This is a genomic window from Oceanobacter antarcticus, assembly GCF_044962685.1.
Lineage (GTDB): Bacteria > Pseudomonadota > Gammaproteobacteria > Pseudomonadales > Oceanobacteraceae > Oceanobacter > Oceanobacter antarcticus.
Genome location: NZ_JBBKTX010000001.1, coordinates 161,319 through 178,879 on the forward strand (window position 1 = coordinate 161,319; position 17,561 = coordinate 178,879).

14 protein-coding genes are annotated in these 17,561 nt (G+C 53.5%); 11 read left to right on the forward strand and 3 right to left on the reverse strand.

What is annotated here, in order from left to right; all coding sequences use genetic code 11:
- Positions 1–250: 250 nt before the first annotated feature.
- The 8 genes from WG929_RS00775 (at position 251) to WG929_RS00810 (ending at position 6,779) form a co-directional block, all read left to right on the forward strand.
- Entirely contained in the window at positions 251–721 is a 471-nt protein-coding gene (locus WG929_RS00775; protein WP_416204472.1) for a hypothetical protein, read from the forward strand.
- A gap of 162 nt (positions 722–883) precedes the next feature.
- On the forward strand, positions 884–1,900 hold the full coding sequence (locus tag WG929_RS00780) for an HlyD family secretion protein (protein ID WP_416204473.1): 1,017 nt from the start codon (positions 884–886) through the stop codon (positions 1,898–1,900).
- A gap of 3 nt (positions 1,901–1,903) precedes the next feature.
- Complete coding sequence (locus WG929_RS00785) at positions 1,904–3,436, forward strand: DHA2 family efflux MFS transporter permease subunit (protein WP_416204474.1); 1,533 nt, start codon at positions 1,904–1,906, stop codon at positions 3,434–3,436.
- Between the two features lie 297 nt (positions 3,437–3,733).
- Entirely contained in the window at positions 3,734–4,012 is a 279-nt protein-coding gene (gene rpsP, locus WG929_RS00790; protein WP_416204475.1) for a 30S ribosomal protein S16, read from the forward strand.
- 24 nt (positions 4,013–4,036) lie between these two features.
- Positions 4,037–4,561, forward strand: a complete 525-nt coding sequence (rimM, locus tag WG929_RS00795) for a ribosome maturation factor RimM (protein ID WP_416204476.1) — start codon at positions 4,037–4,039, stop codon at positions 4,559–4,561.
- Between the two features lie 38 nt (positions 4,562–4,599).
- Positions 4,600–5,379 carry a tRNA (guanosine(37)-N1)-methyltransferase TrmD gene (trmD, locus tag WG929_RS00800; RefSeq protein WP_369857145.1) on the forward strand — a complete coding sequence of 260 codons (780 nt, stop codon included), beginning with the start codon at positions 4,600–4,602 and terminating at the stop codon, positions 5,377–5,379.
- Between the two features lie 10 nt (positions 5,380–5,389).
- Positions 5,390–5,743: a 50S ribosomal protein L19 gene (gene rplS / locus WG929_RS00805; protein ID WP_369857146.1), complete on the forward strand. Its 354-nt coding sequence runs from the start codon at positions 5,390–5,392 to the stop codon at positions 5,741–5,743.
- Between the two features lie 148 nt (positions 5,744–5,891).
- A complete protein-coding gene (locus tag WG929_RS00810) occupies positions 5,892–6,779 on the forward strand; it encodes a DsbC family protein (RefSeq protein ID WP_416204477.1) in 888 nt (295 codons plus the stop codon).
- 1,181 nt (positions 6,780–7,960) lie between these two features.
- Here WG929_RS00810 and truC read toward each other — a convergent pair.
- Positions 7,961–8,743, reverse strand: a complete 783-nt coding sequence (gene truC / locus WG929_RS00815) for a tRNA pseudouridine(65) synthase TruC (RefSeq protein ID WP_416204478.1) — start codon at positions 8,741–8,743, stop codon at positions 7,961–7,963.
- Positions 8,744–8,959: 216 nt separating this feature from the next.
- Between truC and WG929_RS00820 the strand changes: the two genes are divergently transcribed.
- The gene (locus WG929_RS00820; protein WP_416204479.1) at positions 8,960–11,899 is read left to right on the forward strand and encodes a TolB family protein; all 2,940 of its coding nucleotides are present in this window, start codon (positions 8,960–8,962) and stop codon (positions 11,897–11,899) included.
- A 108-nt stretch (positions 11,900–12,007) separates the two neighbouring features.
- On the forward strand, positions 12,008–13,570 hold the full coding sequence (locus WG929_RS00825; RefSeq protein ID WP_416204480.1) for a cation:proton antiporter domain-containing protein: 1,563 nt from the start codon (positions 12,008–12,010) through the stop codon (positions 13,568–13,570).
- Positions 13,571–13,747: 177 nt separating this feature from the next.
- Here WG929_RS00825 and WG929_RS00830 read toward each other — a convergent pair whose 3' ends face one another.
- Together WG929_RS00830 and WG929_RS00835 are read right to left on the reverse strand one after the other, a co-directional pair.
- The gene (locus tag WG929_RS00830; RefSeq protein ID WP_416204481.1) at positions 13,748–14,311 is read right to left on the reverse strand and encodes an LOG family protein; all 564 of its coding nucleotides are present in this window, start codon (positions 14,309–14,311) and stop codon (positions 13,748–13,750) included.
- Between the two features lie 299 nt (positions 14,312–14,610).
- Positions 14,611–15,990 (reverse strand): PhoH family protein, encoded by a 1,380-nt coding sequence (locus WG929_RS00835; RefSeq protein ID WP_416204482.1) that lies wholly within the window; start codon positions 15,988–15,990, stop codon positions 14,611–14,613.
- Positions 15,991–16,544: 554 nt separating this feature from the next.
- Between WG929_RS00835 and trxB the strand changes: the two genes are divergently transcribed.
- On the forward strand, positions 16,545–17,507 hold the full coding sequence (trxB, locus tag WG929_RS00840) for a thioredoxin-disulfide reductase (RefSeq protein WP_416204483.1): 963 nt from the start codon (positions 16,545–16,547) through the stop codon (positions 17,505–17,507).
- Positions 17,508–17,561 lie beyond the last annotated feature (54 nt).

Genomic DNA, 17,561 nt, shown 5'->3' on the forward strand with positions numbered 1-17,561 from the left:
CGGTTGACTGAGATTCAGTCGATTATTGGACGAAATCGCAGAGCGTCTGGGCTTTAAGGCTGGGCTTTAAGGCTGGGCTTTAGCTGGGTTTAATAAGTGGATTCTGAAAATCCGGTATCCGTTTTCTGGTAGCGGATTTTTTGTTTTAACCGGCCGTTGTAACGGCCCGCGCGCTCTGAGTATGCCGATTCCAGATGCGGCATTTCCAGCCGTGAGTCAGATCATCGTATCAACAGAAACAGTGAGAACAATGATGAAAAAGGTGTGGGTTGGATTGCTGCTCGGCGTCAGTATGAGCGCCAGTGGAGTCAGCGCAGAGTCTGTTGAGATTCGCGATGGGGTTGATGAACAGAGTTGCCGCATGGTCAAGCAGGAGATGTGTTCTACTACAAGCCGGGACGGCGTGGCGCATTGTCGACAGGAACACCTGAAATCTGCCGCAGAATTCGGCGCCAACCGGGTCGTTATCGGCACCACCGACCAGAGCGATCATAAAAAACGGATGGCCAACGGTCTCTACACCAGTGTGACCAAAACAAGGATGAAGGCCCGTTATTTTGCTTGTGATGAAACGTCCCAGGTACGTCAGCCTGCAGCAGTGCAGGGCGGAGGCAAAAGCATTGAGGAGCGTTTGTTGCGACTGGAGTCGCTACGACAAAAGCACTTGCTGACTGAGTCGGAGTACACGGCAAAACGTGCGGCAATACTGGATGATTTGTAAGACCGGCAGTAGTCATTTGGCCATGCGTCAGGACGCTGCAGCTGTCGGTTGCCGTTGCTGTTGTTAATTCTGGAACAGTATGTGAAAACAGTATGGTTTCCAATTTGATAAATAGCAGGCTAGTTTAGCGCCCTGTTCTGGTTCACTGGCTGGTGTGGTGCGATGCGTAAACTGGTTATTGCTCTGTTTGTGGTGCTGTTCGTCGGCTTGGTGGGTTATTGGTGGTGGTGGCACCAGGGTCGCGAAGATACCGACAATGCCTACGTCAAGGCGGATATTGTGCCTGTCATGAGTCGTGTTGACGGGACGGTGTTGGCCTTGTTGGCGGAGGATAACCGACGTGTGCAGCAGGGTGAGGTTTTGCTGGAGCTAGATCCCGGGCTGTATCGGGCACGCTTGCGACAACAACAGGCGTTACTGGCGGCGGCACAGGCGGGGTTAACCCATCTGGCTGATCGGGTACAGGCAGAACAGTCGCTGATTGCTTCTGCCGCTGCATCGCTGGAAGGGGCGCGAGCAGAATACTTGCGCGCCCAGCAACAACTACAACGGTTACAAAAGCTCAAACAACAGCAATACGTCTCGCAAGACAACATTGACGCAGCGGCCCTGACGCTGGCTTCGGCAGAAGCCCGGCTGCATGAAAACGAAGCGCAGTTGGCGTCACGCAAGGCCAATCTGGTATCGGTCAAGGGTGAGGCACCACAGCTGACAGCCAGTGTCGATGAAGCCCATGCAGCGGTAGCCCAGGCGCAACTGATGCTGGATTACTGTACCGTCGTTGCGCCACGAGACGGCGTGATTACCAGTCGTCAAATTCAACTGGGCCAAGGTGTGGCTCCCGGTGCACGACTGATGAGCCTGGTCACAGAGCCCGTCTGGATCTATGCCAATTTCAAGGAAACCCAGATTGCGGCAATGCAGGCAGGGCAAGCTGCTGAAATACGGGTGGATGCCTTGCCTGATCAGGTATTCAAGGGCCATATCGATAGTTTTTTTGCCGCCACAGGATCGGAATTTGCGCTGCTGCCACCGCAAAATGCAACGGGTAACTTTACCAAGGTGGTACAACGGTTACCGGTGAAGCTGGTGTTTGAGGCTGGACAGGACACCTCAATGCTGCGGCCGGGAATGTCGGTTGAAGCGGCGGTATTTACTGCTCAAACTGTCGTTGAATAAGTTGTGGTAGACCGTTTTCCCCGTCACTGGCTGGCGATTGCCGGTGCGCTGATCGGCGCTTTCATGGCGATTCTCGATATCCAGATCACCAACTCGTCACTGAAGGATATTCAGGCGGCGCTGGGGGCGACACTGGAAGAGTCATCGTGGATAGCGACGTCGTATCTGGTGGCCGAGATGATCGCCATCCCGCTGACCGGTTTTTTTGCTGGTTGGTTGTCGCCACGCCGTTATCTGGTGTGGAACAGTGCCGCTTTCGTGTTGGCGTCGCTGGCTTGTTCAGAAGCCTGGAATCTCGAAAGCATGATTGTTTTTCGGGCATTGCAAGGGTTTACCGGCGGTGCATTGATTCCAATGGCCTTTAATCTGATTGTGACCTTGCTGCCGGTGGATAAACGTCCGGTAGGCATGGCATTGTTTGGTGTTACTGCGACGTTTGCCCCCAGCATCGGCCCGACACTGGGCGGCTGGCTGACCGAAACCTTCAGCTGGCATTATCTGTTTTACCTCAATGTCTTGCCTGGCGCTGCGGTGATTGCCCTGCTGTCGATGGGCCTCGACAAACGCGAGGTGGATGACTCCCAGCTCGCCCGTATTGATCTGTTTGGCATGGTGACGATGGCACTCGGACTGGGTTGCTTACAATTGGTACTGGAAGAGGGTGCCAGAGACGACTGGTTTGATGCGGAATATATTCGCTGGCTGGCGCTGGTGTCAGTGGTATCGCTGATTTTGTTTGTACGGCATCAATTACGTGCAGCGTTCCCGCTGGTGAATCTGCGGCTGTTTGCCAACAAGGAGTTCAGTCTTGCCTGCGTGGCGTATCTGATGCTGGGTTTCGGGTTGTTTGGTTCTGTCTATCTGGTGCCTTTGTATCTGGCGTCGCTACACGACTACACCGCGCTCGATATTGGTCTGGTCTTGATGTGGGTAGGTTTTCCACAGTTGCCCTTTTTTCCCTTGATCCCCAAAATTCTCAAATTCGTGCAAGCCCGTTTTCTGGTGGCGATGGGGTTTGTAGTCATGGGGCTGAGTCTGTTTATGAATATGCACATGAGTATGGATTACGATGGCAGTTACCTGATTCCGGCCTTGTTGCTGCGAGCACTGGGCCAGCCGTTTATTATGGTGCCGCTGTCTTTGATGTCGGCGTCGGCACTGCCGCCAAAGGACGTTGCCTCGGCATCGATCCTGTATAACGTGATGCGTAATCTGGGTGGCGCTATTGGGATCGCCAGTCTGGCCACCTTGTTGCAAAAACGAACGGACATACACACGACAGAAATTCGAGAGACGCTGGTGGCCAACAGCCAGTCGACGCTCGATTATCTGTCCCAGATGGGGCAGCAAATGGGCTTGTCGGAGCAGGCTCCCCAGGTGTTGTCCCGAGTGGCCAATGAAATTCATCAACAAGCTGCGGTGATGTCTTACAACGAGGCTTTTGCAGTACTGGGTGCGTCGATGCTGCTTGCCGCTGTGGCTTCAGTGATGGTCAAACCGTCGAAGCCGCAACCAGCCACGGTGGTGGCTGAATAGCCGCTGGGCTGTTGTCTGTAGCAGCAAGGGTTACGCCGGGGCAAGAAAACGGCCATTTACTTCCCAATCAATCCAGCATACAATCTGCGCCCCTTTTAATAGGCCTTTTTCGCCTGTTTCCATGTTTGATGTGAGCAACCTCCGGGTTTTCATGCCCTGCCTGGCAAGCGAGAAAGATGTTGAACGGTGGGCGATTCCAAAACCCACCACCCGGAATATCCGGTAGTGTGACTCTGTTTTTCAGACCAACGCTGACTGGGATTCCGCTTGATAAAACGATCGGAGTAGATCTTTTTTATGGTAGTTATTCGTCTGGCCCGTGGTGGCTCTAAAAAACGTCCTTTTTATCACATCAACGTAGCAGATTCGCGTTGTCCTCGCGATGGTCGCTTTATCGAGCGTATGGGGTTCTTTAACCCGGTTGCTCGCGGCTCCGAAGAAGGCCTGCGTCTGGATCTGGAACGCGTTGATTTCTGGCTGGCGCGTGGTGCTCAGCCTACTGAACGTGTTGTCAAACTGATCAAAGATGCACGTAAAGTCCAGCCTGCTGCTGCTGCAGCTGAAGCTGAAGCTTAATACGTGTTGGCTGAGGGTGTGTTGGTGACAGACCAGGAAATCACCGTCCTGGGCAAGGTAGCCACCGCATTTGGCATCAAGGGCTGGATCAAGGTGTATTCCTTTACCGACCCTGTAAGCAACATTCTGGACTACCCGATCTGGCTGCTGAATATCAATGGCGAGTGGCGGAAGTTTGAAGTGGAAGCAGGCCAAACCCAAAGCAAGGGGATTGTGGCAAAACTGCAAGGTATAACAGACCGCGATGCGGCTCTGGCGTTGTCTCAAACCGAGATTGCGGTATATACCTCACAGCTGCCTGAACCCGACGACGATGAATTTTATTGGTTCCAGTTGGAAGGCCTGAAAGTAGTCAATACTCAGGGTCAGCTGCTGGGCAAGGTGAAAGAACTGTTTGATTCTGGTGGCGGTAACCAGGTAATGAAGCTGACGAACTGTGAAGGCAGTATTGACCAGCTACAGCGCCTGATCCCCTACGTGGATACCATCGTTCTGGATGTTGACCTTGAAACAAAGGTCATCCAGGTCGAATGGGAAGCAGATTATTGACCGGTGCTGTTTCGACAACATTGGTAGAGGCACAAACGATGTGGTTTGGCGTTGTCTCCCTGTTTCCAGAAATGTTCAACTCGCTCACCGATTTTGGTGTGAGTGGGCGGGCAGTGAAGCAGGGACAGATTTTGCTTGAGCGCTGGAATCCCCGTGATTTCGCGTATGACAATTACCAAACCGTTGATGATCGCCCTTATGGTGGTGGCCCAGGTATGCTGATGAAAATTCAGCCTCTGCAAGAAGCCATCGCCGCCGCTCGAACAGCGGCAGATCAGCAACCAGGCAAGCCGGCGCGAGTGATTTATCTGTCACCGCAAGGGCGCAAGCTGGATCAGGCGGGGGTGCTGGAACTGGCACAACACGACAAGCTGATTCTGGTATCGGGGCGGTACGAAGGCATTGATGAACGTTTGATTGAGCAGGAAATCGACGAAGAGTGGTCGCTCGGCGATTTTGTACTCAGCGGTGGTGAACTGGCTGCCATGACGTTGATGGATGCAGTGATTCGTTTGGTGCCGGGTGTATTGGGACATGACCTGTCGGCCCAGCAGGACTCCTTTATGGAAGGCTTGCTCGACTGTCCGCATTACACTCGTCCGGAAGTTTACGACGGACAATCTGTGCCCGAGGTATTACTGAGTGGCAACCACGAGAAAATCCGTCTTTGGCGGTTAAAACAGTCTCTTGGCAGAACCTGGGAGCGTCGGCCAGATTTATTGGACGCGCTGGAACTGAGTAACGAACAACATAGGTTATTGACAGAGTATCTGAGCGAACGAGTGAGTGAATCCGACACCAAATCGCCAGACTGTTGAGGAGCAAACAATGAGCAGCAAGAATCCAATCATTCAGCAGATTGAGAACGCCCAGCTGAAAGAATCCGTTCCTGAATTCGGCCCAGGTGACACTGTGGTTGTACAGGTTAAGGTAAAAGAAGGTACCCGTGAGCGTCTGCAGGCGTTTGAAGGTGTAGTGATTGGCAAGCGTAACCGCGGCCTGAACTCTGCTTTCACTGTCCGTAAAATTTCTCACGGTGTTGGCGTAGAGCGTACGTTCCAGACTCACAGCCCACAGATTGACAGCATTGCAGTCAAGCGTCGTGGTGATGTGCGTCAGGCGAAACTGTACTACCTGCGTGAGCGTAGCGGTAAATCTGCGCGTATCAGAGAGAAGGTATAACCTTCTTGTTATGAAAAACGGGCCTTGCGCCCGTTTTTTTATGGCTGAAAAACAGCACGGAGAGAGTGCATAAGGTATTGTTGGAACCAATGATGAGCCTTTGGCCTCTAAGCCTGAATTTATTCCTGACAACAGGGTGTTGGACACGATGAAAAAATTATTATTGGCGTTGCTGGTGGTTGGCCTGGCCGCGTGTAACGATTCGGATGCGGGCAACAGCGATACGGCGGCTACGCAGAATCAGGCTGCCAGCTCCGATAACCGTACACTGGCAGAATCCCGCTTACAGCAAGTTTATGGCCCACATGTCAGTGTCGAAGCAGCCACTCTGATTGCCAATGGTCAGATACTGGAAGTGATTCTGGAAGGTGGCCCGGCAATTTATATGACACCGGATGCCAGTCATCTTATCTATCGGGATGAACTGATCGCCATTGATGGCCCGCAGGCTGTCAATATTACCCAGCAGCGCATGAACCCGCGTCGAGCCGAGAGCCTGGCAGCAGTTGTCGATTCGGACACCGTGCTGTTTCCAGCCAAAGGCGAGCAGAAAGCCCTGATTAACGTGTTTACCGATATTGATTGTGGCTACTGTCAAAAGCTGCATCAGGAAATCCCGCGTATTAATGAACTGGGAATCACCGTTCGTTACCTGGCGTACCCTCGTTCTGGAATTCAGGATCCGCAAACGGGTCGACCTACCCAATCGTTCCAGAAGATCAACTATGTCTGGTGTCAGGATGATCGTAAGACCGCGATGTCTGAAATGAAGAATACCCAACGCGAGTTAAATTCTTTAAGTCGCCAGCTGCGAGCCGGTGATGCTGCCGTGCAGACACGGGTGAATGAATTACAAAACACGCTGGTTTCTAACATGAAAGCAGGAGCAGCCTGTCAGGAACCGATTGCCGTACAGTACCAGTTGGGTCAAAAGCTGGGGGTGAATGGAACGCCGGCGATTATTGTTGACGATGGTCGTTTGTTTCCCGGTTACATGCCCGCCGAGGAGTTGGCAAGAGAACTGGGCGTGCTCTGAAGGGGTTGGGTATTTTCAAGAAATAAAAGCAAACCGGCAGTACACCGCAAAACCAACATGGCCCGGATGACTCGACGTTGCAGCAGCAGGGTCAAGGCAGCCGGGCTTTTTTGTGGCTGTTTTTATGGCAATAACGTTTTATAACCGCAGTCGCTTTTGCGCATTTTTCTGGCCCTGGCTGATTATTCCTGAAGCTTATATAAATAATATTTTTTACTTCCAATGCCCGACTCTTGCTGAATCAAGTGCTGGCTTGTTTCTGTGGGTAACATTGTTATCGGTCTGGTTAAAAAACAACCAATCTGGGGTGGGTCGTTGCCCTGACTGGCTCTGGAGCGCTTTTGAAGATGATATTCACACGATTATCCACAGAAACTGTGGATGAAGTTGTGAAGGGTTAAATTGACAGAATAATGACGTCAAGTGTCTTTTCGGGAAAGTCACTCAAAACAGCGATAAAAAACACGCGGCGAAGTTGAGGCGTTGAAAAATTACTCACACTGGAGAAAAAGGCCAAGAGTCGCGGTTTTGTCGTAATGACATTGACAACCAGCCGTTGTAACGCTCTAAGGTATTGAAAAGCAGGTATTTTTTAAAGCCGGAATCGGATGAGCAAAATGCAGGGCGCTGTGATGAATATCCATTTTACAGCGCGTGATTTTATCCACTAGGTTATCCACAAGATGTTAAGAAGAAATTTCAAGGCTTTGGTAAAATTAGCCCAAGAATGATGGCATGCAAGTCTTGACAGAGTTTTTTTTAAAAATGCAGCACAAATATTTTCTAACAGCCGTTATTCACAAAGTAATAAAACGGTAATTTCCTCCACCGAGGAAAGTCAATATATGTCTTTGAAAAGTTGAAATTTTCCTATCTTATTGATATTTAAAGAATTTTATTTCTGGTTCAAAACCGACCAATCTGAAGCCAAGCCAGTATTTTCGCGGCTCTCAGGTACTTTTAAAGAAATTGTCCTCAGATTTATCCACAGATTCTGTGGGTAACCGGTCGTCAAGAGAAATTGGCGGTTATTTTGCTGGTTTTGGCAAAAAATCCTGTCAAAAATACACAAAAAAAAAGTGGTTAGCATGGATTTTTACGTTATCGGCCTCGGTGACTGTGCACAACTTCTAATCAGACCGGTTGTGCACAACTCTGGGGAGTAAGCATCGTCGGAGGGGCTATTGCTGTGCAAGGGTACTCGGTGCTTCGTGCCTGGTTCCGGGCAAGGTCTCAGACAACAGGCCGGGTAGCTGCTGCTGCCATTGAAAACGTTTGACCAGCGACAGCCAGATATCGTCCAGCGGTGCGGTAAACACCAGGGGTTGCCCGGTAACCGGGTGGGTCATACTGAGTTGCCAGGCATGGAGCAGCAGGCGACCGGCGTCAAAGTGATCGCGAAAGTAGCGACTGTGACGGCCTTTGCCATAACGGGCATCGCCAATAATCGGGTGACTGAGGTGTTTTAGATGGCGGCGGATCTGATGTTTGCGCCCGGTTTTGGGCATGGCTTCGACCAGTGAATAACGGGACTGCGGATATTTGTCGATCTCGACATCCATTTCGACGGTGGCTAATAAGCTGAAGTCGGTAATGGCTTCTTGCGCTGGTTTGATTACTTCCTGCTTGGCGTACTTGTCGATTGGCGGACTCATGGCGTAGTCGAGGTGGACAAATTCCGGCATATAGCCACGCACAATGGCGAGGTAGCGTTTATCAATGGCACGCTCGCGCCATTGATCAGCAATCATGCTGGCCATTTCGCTGGAGAGCGCAAACACCAGAACACCGGACGTCGGTTTATCCAGCCGGTGTACCGGATACACGCGCTGTCCCAGCTGGTTACGCAGCAGTTGCAAGACAAAACGGGTTTCGTGACGGTCGATTTCACTGCGGTGTACCAGCAGTCCGCTGGGTTTATTGATGGCAACCAGATGGTCGTCAAGATAGAGAATATCGAGCAAGAGTAATCTTTTAACCTCTCGGGGCGGGCATAGGGGACGGGCATAGATTGTGGCGGGACTGTAGCCGAATCAGCATCTGGCTGCCACTCACGGCGGGGGAGTCATGGTTGGCAGAGTGGGTTTTGTCATCTATTCGCGTTTACACTGAAGCCTGGTCTATGCGTTGTTTAGCCCGTTGTCTGTATCACTGTCTTTCAGGACATGGATTGCCTTTTTATGTATGTAGCCACCCGCTGTCACATTTCTACTATTACCCGACCGGATGAACGGGTTCGGTGTCTTTGGCCGCTGTTGTCGTTGCTGTTACTGTTGTGGTTAGTCAGTGGCCCGCTACGAGCTGAAGCCGTGGGCTGGCAATACCAGGGCCAGCATTGGTTTTCGCTGCAGAGCGAGCATTTTGTGGTCAATTACCCCTCCGGTCTGGAGGATATTGCCCACCGAACCGTGCAGATCGCCGAGCAGACCCATACCGAACTGTCGGCCTGGTTTGGCAGTCAGCCAGAGCATCCTACCCAGGTGGTGCTGGTGGACGACTTTGACGTCGCCAACGGCTGGGCCACTCCTTTGCCATTTGCCCAGATGCGTTTGTATATTAGTCCACCGGATCAGGTTAGCGGTCTGGAGCATTATGACGACTGGCTCAGTTTGCTGATTCGCCATGAGTATACCCATGTACTGCACGCCGATTTGCAGCGCGGTGCGGTACGTCAGAGTCGCAATATATTTGGCCGAATGTGGTTCAGCTTTCCTCATGCACTGGAGCCATCACTGTTGCTGGAAGGGTTGGCGGTGTATCTCGAAAGCAACAAGGATCTGGGTAGTGGCCGACTCAACAGCACCTTTTATCGCATGCAAATGCAGGCCGAGCTGGAACAGCAGCCTGACTCCCTCGACCAAGTGCTGGTTCCGCCACGGGACTGGCCATACAACAAGGCCTATCTCTATGGTGCCTGGTTTGTTCGTTATTTGGCGCAGCAATACAGTGAACAACAGCTGAAGTATTTCCTCTGGCTGCACAGTGGGCGGCTGCTGCCTTATTCAGAACTCAGCGGCGATTTTCGGCGCAGTTTCGGGCTGTCGCTGGAGCAGTTGTGGCAGGGGTTCCTGGCCGCTCAGGCAGCCGACTGGCAACCTCAGCGGCAGCAGCGTCTGGCGCAATCGTGGCAAGGTGAGCCATTACCCGGTAATGATCTGGTCACAGAGCGACGGCCGATGGCCAGCAACGGCACCTGGCTGGCAGCGGTGGAATACAGCGGCGAGTCGGCCCGGCAGCTAGTGAGTTATCAGCCGGCAGGAACGGGCTGGGAACGGGTACAGCACGGGTCGGTAAAAGGGGCATCCAGTGTGGACATTGGCCAGGATGGGAGACTGGTGTATAGCCGTCCGGTGACAGCGGTTGATGGCCGGGTCTGGAATGATGTTTTTTACCGTCAGAAAAACGGCCGGGAAGTGCGTATCAGCCAGGGTTTGCGTGCCCGCCAGGTACGTTGGCTGAATACAGGGCAGCTGCTGGTACGCCGTATGGTGGCAGGGCGGGCAGAACTGTTAACACTGGATTTACACGGCAACCGCCAGTTGCTGTGGCGCGGCGACTATGGTGTGGTGATCGGCGATGTTGACCTTTCACCGGATCGTACCCGTCTGGTCGCGGCGGTCAAACGGCCGCGACAGGGCTGGAATCTGGCTCTGTACTCTCTGGCTAGCGCGACATGGCAGCCGCTGACCAACACCTCCGCTACAGAAAATGCGCCGGTATTCCGAGATAACCAGACCCTGCTGTTCAGTGCCGATTACGAGGCAAACTTTGATATTTACCAGCTGTCGCTGACCGACCAGCAGCTGACCCGCTGGACGCGGGTGACGACCGGCGCATTTGAACCACAATGGCTGGCAGACCGGTTGGTTTATCAACGCTATAGCGCCGAAGGCTATCGCTTGTATGAAGTGCAAGAGCTGTTGACGGCAAGCGCTACAGGATTGCCAGATAACCGCCAACTGGCTGAATACCGGCAAGCCGATACCAGGCCTATCACGGCCATCATTCAGGCTCACCCAGCCGCCGCGACCCTCGACCAGACATCGCCGATATCTGCTCAGGCAGCGGCACCTGCCGATCAATACCAGCCCTGGCACGACCTGCGGCCGCGCAGCTGGTTCCCACTCTGGTATGTCGATGAGTTTCATACCGAACTGGGTGTTACCACTTGGGGTCAGGATGCCTTGGGGCGACATAACTACAGCGTGAACCTGTTGCGTGATGTCACTTATGGGGTGACCAGCGGAGCCCTGCTGTACAGTTACGACAATCGCTACGGGCTGTACCTCTCCCGAGAATACCGCTATGCCCAGGGTGCCGAGGATAACGAGCGCGATCAGCAGGGTCGCGAGGATCGGCTAATTGCCCAGCGTAATTACCTGTTACACGGCTTTGAGGATCGTTTCGCGCTCCACCTGGGTTCGGTTTGGGAAAGTAAACGGGTGATCGACAACGCCGGTTTGTCCTGGCGTGGTGGACAATGGCATCAGGGGCTGGTGGGGCTGGCGGCGACCTGGAACAATCGCCAGAGCTTTCGTCAGGTGCCCGGTGTCGGGCAGGGCAGCTACGCTGATCTGGTGATTGAAAGCAACGATGTGCTCAACAGCCAATACCGGGGAGCGCTGGCCCAGTTCCGGGGCCGTTACACACTGGATCTACCTGGTCGAGATACTCTGACGTTAGGTCTCGATGGCGGCATCGCGGCGGATACCGGCGAATACTTTGCATTGGGTGGGCAGACCGGTGATGAGGCGCAGCTGTTTGGTCGCGATCAGATCGCCTTGCCCGGCTATCACGCAGGTGTCCGCTACGGCCACCGTTACCACAAGGAGAGCCTCAGTTCCCGCCTGTGGCTCGGGCGGCTGGAGCAGAACTGGTCGACCTGGCCAATCGGCTTTGGCGATTATTTCACCCGCGTGTATGCCGTTGCCGGTGGTGTTGAGGAAGATGGCCAGTTTTCACGCTGGTTACCAGCGCTGGGGGGTGAACTGACGCTGCAACTCTGGTGGGGCTACACCACACAGGGTTCATTAACCATCGGTTACAGCCAAGGTCTGGATAACGCCAACAGTAACGGCGGTGAGGGCTATCTGCAGCTGGTCTGGCCGCTGGGTGGCTGAGTGCTGGAAGCAGTGGCGCAAAGCTTATCGACTGGTATTCTTGCCGCTGGTGGCAGTCGTTATTGGCCGGAGTCGCTGTAGTAATGCTGTAGTAATTAAGGAGCAGGAATGGATTTTGTCTGGATTCTGGTGGCATTTTTATGTGGTTTTGCCGTCAAGCAGTTAGGAATGCCACCGCTGGTGGGGTATCTGTTAGCCGGGTTTGGCTTGAATGCAGCCGGTATGCAGCCGGATAGTGGGCTGAACCGGTTAGCTGATCTGGGTATTACGCTGATGCTGTTTACCATTGGTCTCAAGCTGAACATCAAGGCCTTGTTAAAAACGGAGGTCTGGGCCACCAGTGTGCTGCATACCGGGGTCTGGACGGTCTTATTGGTCGGTATTATGACCCTGCTGGGCTGGCTGGGTATCAGCCACTATCTTGATATTTCCTGGCAAACCCAGCTGTTGATCGGTTTTGCACTGAGTTTTTCCTCCACTGTCTGTGTCATCAAGATGCTGGAAGAATCTTCCGAGCTGAAAGCACGCCATGGCAAAATCGCGGTGGGTATTCTGGTGATTCAGGATATTGTCGCGGTGATCTTTCTGGTGGCGTCCACTGGCAAAGTGCCTTCGATAATGGCCTTCGGTCTGTTGGGATTGTGGCTGTTGAAACCGATGCTGCATCGACTGGTCAGCCGGGTTGGCCACGATGAACTGTTACCGTTGCTGGGTTTTTTCCTTGCCCTGGGGGGAGCGGAGCTCTTTACTCTGGTGCATATGAAAGGCGACCTCGGCGCTTTGTTAATGGGCATGCTGCTAGCATCCCATGGCAAGTCGGCCGAGATTTACAAGGCGCTGATGGGATTCAAGGATCTGTTCCTGATCGGGTTTTTCCTGTCGATTGGTTTTACTGCGTTACCGACCCTCGATATGGCCGTACCGGTGCTGTTATTAACCTTGTTGCTGTTGCTCAAGTTTGTCCTGTTTTTTGTGCTGATGCTGAAGTTTCGGGTGTCGGGTCGGGCTTCCTATCTGAGTGCGCTGGCGTTAACCAACTTTAGCGAGTTTGGTCTGATCGTTGCCAATCTGAGTGTGGCGAAGGGTTGGCTGAGTAATGACTGGCTGGTGATTATCGCCGTGGCGATGTCACTGTCGTTTGTGATCAGTGCTGCGGTTTATCGCCGTGCTCACCATATCTATGCGTTACGCAAGCAACAAATTAACCGGTATGAGCGCTCGGGTGCTCACCCGACCTACGAAACGCCAGTACAGGCCGAAGTGCTGATTCTGGGTATGGGACGGGTTGGCAAAGGCGCTTACAAGGCGCTGGAACCTGACTATGGGCATCGGGTTTGCGGTGTCGAATCCGACCCCGAGCGGGTCGCCTACCTGAAGGATCGGGGGTTGAATGTAGTCGCTGGTGATGCCGACGATATGGAATTCTGGGAGAGCATTGGCATGGTACGAGGAGATATCCGGCTGGTGATGATGGCACTGCCTTCGCATCTGGAAATGAGAAGCACGCTGGAGATGCTGCGTTTGTCCGGTTATCAGGGCAAGATTGCAGCCGTCGCCCGCTACGATGATGAACGCCAGGAATTACTCAACCTTGGCGTTGATGTCGTGTTTAATTATTACTCCGAAGTCGGTGCCGGTTTTGCTGCAGAGAGCCGACATCTGTTGGTATGACCTGTTGTTGACAGTGACAGTGACAGTGACAGTGACAGGGACAGTGACAGGGACAGTGACAGGGACAGTGACAGGGACAGTGACAGGGACAGTGACAGGGACAGTGACAGGGACAGTGACAGGGACAGTGACAGGGACAGTGACAGGGACAGGGACAGGGACAGTGCTTTGCCGGTGTCAGTGCTGTGCTGATGACGTTGCCTGACGGTGATTGATGAGCTTCCGCAGCAATTGGTCCGGTTCGCGGGCGCGCAGAATGTCTGCTCCCTGATGGGCAAACCCCTGCTGGCGAATATGCGCCAGCAGATCAAAAAACGGTTGCCAGAACTGGTCGACATCGAAACAGGCGCAAGGTTTGTTGTGGTCACCGATATTAGCCCAGCACCAGATTTCCACCAGCTCATCGAGGGTGCCGATCCCACCGGGCAGTGCCACAAAGGCATCGGCCAGCTCTGCCATCAATGCCTTGCGCTCGTGCATGCTGCTCACCAGACGTACTTCGGTTAAACCGCTGTGGGTTTTTTCCCGCTGTTCGAGGTTGCCGGGCATCACACCAATCACTTCGCCGCCAGCCGCCAGTGCTGCGTCCGCGACAACCCCCATCAGTCCTGACTGACTGCCGCCATACACAATGCCGATCTCCTGCTGGGCCAGAAAGGTGGCCAGCGCGGCAGCGGCATGAGCAAATTTGGTTTCATTCCCCATACGGGAACCACAATAAATAGCGACACGCTTGATCATCTCGACGTCCGGCAGAAAAATTCGGCTATAGGGGACATCTATTTAATCTGGCAGCCCCCGCAGGGCGCGGGTTGCCGCCTTGCCCTGAACAAGGGCAACACTCGCGCAGAGCCGTGCAGGATTAAATAGATGCTCCCTACAGCATACGTATCTGGCGCTGGCTGTCACCCGTTGGCCGAGCGTAATTGGCCATAGTTGAACTTGGTCAGTGCAAAACATGGTGCCTGATCATACCCGATGTGATATTCCGGGAGCGCGAACGGTGCGCGCTCCCGGCTAATTTTTAACGGTGGAGACAATCAGAGATGGTTTTCGGCGTACTCTGCCAGCGGTGAACGAGGCGAACCTTCCAGGTGAATGGTGCCTCCCTGATTGAACTCCTTGAAGCGTTCGATCAGATAGGTCAACCCCGAGCTGACCGGTGTCAGGTAAGGGGTGTCGATCTGTGACAGGTTGCCAAGGCACACCACCTTGCTGCCGGAGCCAGCACGGGTAATGATGGTTTTCATCTGGTGCGGGGTGAGGTTCTGGCATTCATCAATCAGAATCAGGCTGTGCTGGAAACTGCGGCCGCGAATGTAGTTCAGTGATTTGAACTGCAGCGGTACTTTTTTCAGAATGTAATCGACACTGCTGGTGGAGTGTTCGTCTTCGTTATGCAGGGCTTCGAGGTTATCGGTAATCGCGCCGAGCCAAGGTTCCATTTTTTCTGCTTCGGTGCCGGGTAAATAACCAATATCCTCATCCAGGCCACGGGTGCTGCGGGTGGCGATAATACGGCGGAATTGCTGGGTCGCGACGGTCATTTCAATGGCCGCTGCAAGGGCCAGAATGGTTTTTCCGGAACCGGCCTGACCACTGAGAGTGACCAGCGAAATCGTCGGGTCGAGCAACAGGTGCAAGGCCATGGCCTGCGGCAGATCACGCGGGCTGAGTCCCCAGGCGACCTGCGACATCAACTGTTCAACCGGCAGGTCCTGCAGTACGGCAACCTCGTCATTCAGCTCAATCACCTTGCCGACAAAGCCGCTTTCATCAACGATAAAACGGTTGATGTACAACTCGTCTGGCAGGTTGGCACGGGGCAGTCGGTGGAAAGTACCAATGGCATCGTGAAAAGTATCGACCTGGCTCTGGCTTTCCCAAAAAGACCCGGCGCAGGTGTTGAAACCGGTTTCCAGCAAGGAAACATCGGACAGCAGCTGGTCATTCTGATAATCCTGCGCACCAATACCACAGCCTCGTGCCTTGAGGCGCATGTTGATGTCTTTGGTGATCAGGATAATTTCGCGGCGGGGAAATTTTTCTTGCAGTGCCACCAGGCTGTTGATGATTTTGTTGTCGTTCAGATCCAGCGGCAGGGTACGATTGCGGCTGTCGAAACCATCCAGCAGAATGGAAAAAAACCCGAGCGGATTACCGTCTGCCCGTTCAATCGGCACCCCCTTGGCGATCTCGGTGGGGGTGGCATCCCCAATAATGCGATCAATCTGTCGTATTGCTTCCCGGCAGTCGGTGGCGATGGACGCCTTGCCCATTTTTAATTTGTCGAGTTCTTCCAGCACGGTCATGGGAATGACCACCTGATGCTCTTCGAACTGATGAATGGCACTCGGGTCGTGAATCAGTACATTGGTATCCAGAACGTACAGCTTGGTAGCAGTTTTGCGTGCGGCCATAAGGACACTCTCCTGGTTTCAATTGCAGAGAAGCAAACGTTGGGACTGTGAAAAGTCGGATTGGGAACGTGCGGGATGGAGCAAAAAGGGGCATGGAGACGCTGGGGGGGAACGGGTTATTGGCAGGGGCAGCCAATGCGGCGGTGTCTGCGACACAGCTTGGCAATGATAAAAAACGGTGCTGCACCAGAGGCTGATACGGAACCGATGGCATTGACAGATTAACTGACAATGTTTCCCTCCCTCCGTGGGTAATGGCCTCACTATGGCCTCTGTTGCCGACCTTGCCAAGTCCTCTGTTGGCAATTTCATCCTGGCGCACTGTGTGAATGATTGCTTGCCTCTCCGCACGATCAAAAATGACAGTGGCCAGCGGGCGTTTTGCGGCTCAGGGACTGACCAATGGACAAAATAGACGGGGTCATTGGCAAATATTATTGAACCGTTGCCTTGGCAACCGATAAGCTTGCCCCCATTGATTCGTTATCATTGTTATCTGATGGCTGCGCGATTATTCGCATCGTTGGCAGGCTTCCTTTTCTGGAGATTTTTGTATGAGCTCATCACGCCACGTAAAATTGTTAATCCTCGGCTCTGGCCCTGCTGGCTATACGGCAGCGGTGTACGCTGCTCGTGCCAACCTCAACCCGGTGATGATTACCGGTATGCAGATGGGTGGTCAGCTCACCACAACCACCGAGGTCGACAACTGGCCGGGTGATGCGATGGGGGTTCAGGGGCCGGAACTGATGGAGCGCATGAAAGCCCACGCTGAGCGTTTTGAAACAGAAATCATTTTTGACCAGATTCACACCGTCAAACTGGATCAGCGGCCGTTTGTCTTGCAGGGCGACAGCGGCGAGTACAGCTGTGACGCGCTGATTATTGCTACCGGTGCCAGTGCCAGATACCTGGGTATGGAAAGTGAAGAAGCTTTCAAGGGCAAAGGGGTATCAGCCTGTGCCACCTGCGACGGCTTTTTCTATCGCAAGAAGCCAGTGGCGGTGATTGGCGGCGGCAATACCGCAGTTGAAGAAGCGTTGTATCTTTCCAATATTGCCTCCGAAGTGATCGTGGTACACCGTCGCGACAGCTTCCGCTCGGAAAAAATCCTCGCTGACAAATTGCTCGAAAAAGCCGCAAATGGCAATGTCACCATTCACTGGAACAGCGAACTGGACGAAGTACTGGGCGACAACATGGGTGTCACCGGCATGCGTATCAAGCAGCGCGAGAGCGGTGAGACAACAGAAATCGATCTGGACGGTATTTTTATTGCCATCGGTCACTCGCCCAATACCGGTATTTTTGACGGTCAGCTGGAGATGGAAGGGGGTTATTTGAAATTGCAGACCGGCAGTCATGGCAACGCCACCCAAACCAGCGTAGAGGGGGTGTTTGCGGCGGGTGATGTGTCTGATCATATTTACCGTCAGGCGATTACTTCTGCAGGCACCGGCTGTATGGCAGCGCTGGATGCTGAGCGCTATCTGGATAATCTGGCGAGCGGCCAATAACTCGCCGTCACCCCTCTCACCATCCGTTCGCCCGTGTCTCTTGTGGATGGCGTG

Coding starts and splice junctions, on each gene's coding strand:
- WG929_RS00820 (WP_416204479.1), top strand. CDS start 8,960: ATGTATGTAGCCACCCGCTGTCACATTTCTACTATTACCCGACCGGAT.
- WG929_RS00780 (WP_416204473.1), top strand. CDS start 884: ATGCGTAAACTGGTTATTGCTCTGTTTGTGGTGCTGTTCGTCGGCTTG.
- rplS (WP_369857146.1), top strand. CDS start 5,390: ATGAGCAGCAAGAATCCAATCATTCAGCAGATTGAGAACGCCCAGCTG.
- WG929_RS00775 (WP_416204472.1), top strand. CDS start 251: ATGATGAAAAAGGTGTGGGTTGGATTGCTGCTCGGCGTCAGTATGAGC.
- WG929_RS00810 (WP_416204477.1), top strand. CDS start 5,892: ATGAAAAAATTATTATTGGCGTTGCTGGTGGTTGGCCTGGCCGCGTGT.
- trmD (WP_369857145.1), top strand. CDS start 4,600: ATGTGGTTTGGCGTTGTCTCCCTGTTTCCAGAAATGTTCAACTCGCTC.
- WG929_RS00835 (WP_416204482.1), bottom strand. CDS start 15,990: ATGGCCGCACGCAAAACTGCTACCAAGCTGTACGTTCTGGATACCAAT.
- WG929_RS00825 (WP_416204480.1), top strand. CDS start 12,008: ATGGATTTTGTCTGGATTCTGGTGGCATTTTTATGTGGTTTTGCCGTC.
- rpsP (WP_416204475.1), top strand. CDS start 3,734: ATGGTAGTTATTCGTCTGGCCCGTGGTGGCTCTAAAAAACGTCCTTTT.
- trxB (WP_416204483.1), top strand. CDS start 16,545: ATGAGCTCATCACGCCACGTAAAATTGTTAATCCTCGGCTCTGGCCCT.
- WG929_RS00830 (WP_416204481.1), bottom strand. CDS start 14,311: ATGATCAAGCGTGTCGCTATTTATTGTGGTTCCCGTATGGGGAATGAA.